We start from the raw sequence: 3,657 nt of genomic DNA, 5'->3' as shown, positions 1-3,657 counted from the left end.
ACCGTATCGACGCCCTCGCCCAACCCGCCGGACTCCAGCAACGCCTTGAGCGCCGACGGCACCGTATTGATCAAGGTGATGTCGTGCTCGCCCTGTTGCAGTTCCAGCACATTAGTGACCACGTCGATGCGGCCACCCGAGGTCAACGGGGCGAAGCATTCGTAGACGGCCAGGTCGAAGTTCAACGAAGTCGAGAACAAGGTTTTCGACAGGGTTTGAGCGTCAAACGAACGATGCGCCCAGGTCAGGAAATTCACCGTATTGCGGTGTTCGATCATCACGCCCTTGGGCATGCCGGTGGAACCCGAGGTGTAGATGACATAGGCCAGGTGCGAGGAGGTCGACTCTGCCACCTCGGGATTCTGGATGGATTCGTCCTGCCACAAACCACTGTCGAGATCGATCACCGGCATCGATGTTGCTGCCAGCAACTCAAGGGTCGCCTTCTGCGCCAATACCGCCGCTGGGGCGCTGTCTTCCAGCATGTAGGCAATCCGGTCCAGCGGATACGCCGGATCCAGCGGCACATAACCGCCGCCGGCCTTGAGAATCGCCAACAGCCCCACGACCATGTCGATGCCGCGCTCGACGCAGATCGCCACCCGCGAATCCGGCTCCACGCCCTGCTTGCGCAGGTAATGGGCCAGGCGGTTGGCCCGTTCGTTCAACGCGCGATAAGTCAGGCGATGCTCGCCACAGATCACCGCCACAGCCTCCGGCGTGCGCTGCACCTGCGCCTCGAACAGCCCATGAATCGTCTGCTGCAGCGAATAGTCGGCCTCGGTGGCGTTGAACGTCACCAGCAGTTGCTCGCGTTCCGAGGCCGGCAGGATCGACAATTGCTGCAAGGGCCTGTCCGGCTGCTGCTCGAGCATCCAGGCCAGGTTCTCCAATGCCTGGCGCATGTACCCAGCAATCCGCTGGGCGCCCATTCCGGCCAGGGCCTGCACGCTAAGATTGAAGCCTTCGCCCAGATCATCCACCGATAAGGTCAGCGGATAGTTAGTCCCCTCCGACCCTCCCAGTGCATGCAAGCCTTCCCATGCGCCAAGCGCCTGGGCCGTAGGTGCGTGGGCCGTGTTGCTATGCCGATAGTTGAACAAGGCACCGAACAGCGGAGCGGGTGCAGGCACGCCACTGCAACGCTGGGCCAAGGCCAACGATGCATGCTCGTGACCGAGCAGCGCCGTCAGGCTTGCATGGGTATTTTTTACGCCTTCGCGCACGCCGTGCCCGGCCAGTTTCACGCGCAGCGGCAGCGTGTTGATGAACATGCCCAGGGCGCGGTCGGCGCCGTCGCCGCCCTGCATCCGGCCCATCAATACCGTGCCGAACACCACGTCCTGCTTGCCCGAGAGACCACCCACCACCCGCGCCCAGGCCAAGTGATGCAGGCTGGCGGCGCTGACGCCCAACTGGCGGGCCTGCGCCCGCAAGCGGCGGCTCAATGCGGCATCAATCGGCAAGTGGGCTTCTTCGATCACCGACGGGCCTTCAGGCGCCTCGGCAAAACCCAGTGGCAAGGTCGGCTCATCGACATCGGCCAGCATGTCGCGGAAAAACGCTTCATGGGAATCACCGCCCACACCCAGGCGGACCTGCGCCACGTAGTTGCGAAAAGGTACTGGGTCAGGCAATTGGTGGGCCTGCCCAAGCAGGAACGCCTGCATTTCATCCTGCACCAGCTCCAGCGCCGTATGGTCTATCGCCATGTGGTGGAACAGCAGGATGGCCACCCAACGGTCGTTGTCATGATCCTGCGCGCAAACCAGCCGCATCAGCGGCGCCTGCCCTACATCCAAGCGATGATGGCGGGTGTCGAAGCGCTGTTGCAGTTGCCACACGGCATCGCCAGCGGCCGGGTCAAGTACGATTTCCTCCAACGACAGCGTGGCCTCGTGCCAAACCACTTGCACCGGCTCATCCAGCCCCTCCCAAACCACGGAGGTGCGCAGAATGTCATGACGATCGATTACGCCCTGCAACGCCTGGGTAAAATCGTCCAGGCGTGTCCGGCGATCCGCACCGAACAAGGACTGCAGCACATAAGGGTCGCCCTGCTCCGCCGCCAGGTGATGATAGAGAATGCCCTCCTGCAACGGTGCCAGCGGGTAGATATCCTGCACGTTGCCCGCGCCGCCGGGCACCGTCTCGACGATCCGGTCGATCTCTTCCTGCGTCAGGCTGGCCAGGGGCAGCATGTCCGGCGTGATGCGGAATGCCGGACTCAGCCAGTCGCCACCATTTCTCTCCACCAGGTCGAGCAGTTCCTGCTTATGGACGGCAAGGCTGTCCCACAGCGCGGGGCCTATTCCTTCGTCGTCGCCCAGGATCACGAGGTTGTCGCCGTCTTGTTGCAGACGGATCGGATGCTGGGACAGAGCTGCCATCAATTCGCTGAATTGCATCGAAGAACCTGCTTTTCTGATTCGGAGTGGTTGACGATAGAAACGTGTTTTTCAAGTACGGCGCGGCGCCTGCACGCGAGGGTCACGGTGCTTGGCGCCGACCTCGGCGCTCGGGCCAAAGCGATGGATAATCGTCACATTCAACCGAAGGAAGCGGTTTGCGGGCCGCCTCCTTACAGGCCAAAAAAAATTAGAGCATTCAGTAGGTGATGTCTGTCATGGGAAGCAGGGACAAGCCCCGACGTCGTCCAGGCAGGACGTACGGACGCGCAGGATTGAGGGTGACCACCCTGCCCGGAAAGCCCGGGACAGGGCACTCATTCCCTCGGATGGAGCTGCCGACTCAGATACTGCGTTTGCGCGTGAGCGCGGGAATTTTCGTCATCGGCACATTGATGTGCTGTACCTTGCCCACGGCGGCAGCCACCAGGGCCAGCGTGGGCTGGCCGAACAGCACGCGGATATCGGCCTCCATGCCGTCCTTGCGCATGCGTTCGATCAGCGTGACCGCCAACAGCGAATGCCCCCCCAGTTCGAAGAAGTGGTCGTGACGACCGACCCGTTCGACCCTGAGCAACTCCGCCCACAGCGCCGCAAGCTTGATCTCCCTGTCGCCCACGGGGGCTTCATAGAGGCGCGTGACGTACGCATTGCTGTCGGGAGTCGGTAGCGCCTTGCGGTCGAGCTTGCCGTTGGGGGTCAGTGGCAAGGCATCCAGGCGCACGTAGGCGGCGGGCACCATATAGGCCGGCAACTGCGCTTGCAGGTGCGTGCGCAGGGCGTCGATGTCCGCCGACTCGTCTGGCGAATGCTGGGTGAAATAGGCCACCAGGCGCTTGTCACCCGGCTCGTCTTCACGGGCCAGGACCACGGTTTCCTTGATGTTTGGAGACTGGGCGAGCTTGGCTTCGATCTCGCCCAGCTCGATGCGGAAACCGCGGATCTTGACCTGATCGTCGTTGCGACCCAGGTATTCGATGTTGCCGTCCGGCAGGTAGCGGCCCAGGTCGCCGGTTTTGTACATGCGGGCGTTTGAAGCGTTGCTGAACGGGTCCTTGAGGAAACGCTCAGCCGTCAGGTCATCACGATTGAGATAACCGCGAGCGACCCCGGCACCACCGATGTAGATCTCCCCCGGGACGCCCAGCGGAACGGGTTGTTTGTGCTCGTCCAGCAGGTAGAACTGGGTGTTGGCCACCGGTTTGCCGATATGGGCGACAAACCCGTCTTCACGGGCCATCGACACCCA

The 3,657-nt window shown here is 62.5% G+C and carries 2 protein-coding genes; both read right to left on the bottom strand.

Going from position 1 to position 3,657, the window contains the following annotated elements; translation table 11 throughout:
• Positions 1 to 2,408 (bottom strand): AMP-binding protein (locus ACIPQ1_RS28695; protein ID WP_446535148.1); only part of this gene is annotated, 2,408 nt, incomplete at its 3' end.
• Positions 2,409 to 2,751: 343 nt separating this feature from the next.
• Positions 2,752 to 3,657, bottom strand: a 906-nt coding sequence (locus tag ACIPQ1_RS28690) for a non-ribosomal peptide synthetase (RefSeq protein ID WP_446535147.1), incomplete at its 5' end; no start/stop codon positions are given.

This window comes from Pseudomonas sp. LARHCG127, assembly GCF_052871455.1.
Note: the sequence above shows the minus strand (reverse complement) of the source record. Positions and strands in the feature narration are given on the sequence as shown.